The organism is Chryseobacterium paridis (genome assembly GCF_016595215.1).
Classification (GTDB): domain Bacteria; phylum Bacteroidota; class Bacteroidia; order Flavobacteriales; family Weeksellaceae; genus Chryseobacterium; species Chryseobacterium paridis.
The window spans coordinates 1-662 of sequence record NZ_JAENHK010000006.1 but is presented as its reverse complement, the minus strand read 5'-3'; the positions used below and the strand labels follow the sequence as shown (position 1 = coordinate 662).

1 protein-coding gene is annotated in these 662 nt (G+C 36.0%); it reads right to left on the bottom strand.

The annotated features are described in order from the left end of the window. Nucleotides 1–587: DUF6443 domain-containing protein (locus JHL15_RS06910; protein ID WP_234047707.1), on the bottom strand; the 587-nt coding region annotated here is incomplete at its 3' end. Nucleotides 588–662: the final 75 nt, after the last annotated feature.

The following is a 662-nucleotide window of genomic DNA, read 5'->3' as shown; positions in this document are numbered from 1 at the left end:
ACTGTATTTTTATACAATTGACCTGCTGCATAATTGACTGACTGGCTGATAGCAGAAGCAGTGGTTCCACTGGCCCAACTGGTCACTGTTACATATTTTTTTACATCTGCTGCTGTATTGACATCATATTGAAACTTTACAGGTTTATCATTCCACGCTGTTCCTACTTGCTTTTGTTCTAGTAACCTATCTAAAGGTGAGTTTTCTAATGTCTTTTCAGCATAGATCTTCTCTTGTCCATAAATTGTAGATTGGGTAGCATTAGCTAAAGGAGTTGGAACAATAGCTCCATTTAATGTATTAGATTGTGGAACGGGTAAATAATCTTTTACCTGTCTTCCGAATCCATCATATTCAATATGGGTGACTACATCTTTCCCTGTTGGAGATGCTTTTATATTAACTACCTGTTTTGGTCTTCCCAGTCCATCAAAATACTGAACCGTTTCTGAGGTTTTGGTCGGTTGATTGTTGACATCATAATCAAGAACTGTTTTTGAGTATACATAGTTTTCTGTTGGAGAAAGCTGGGCATGAACCATGCCCGTTATTAGTAATGTTCCTATTGGAATGAGTATCTTTTTCATCGTGTCTTAGTTTTTGTAATTGTATTTGAATTCTTTTACCAGATTACCTGTTTTAGAATCCTGTCTTATTTCTTT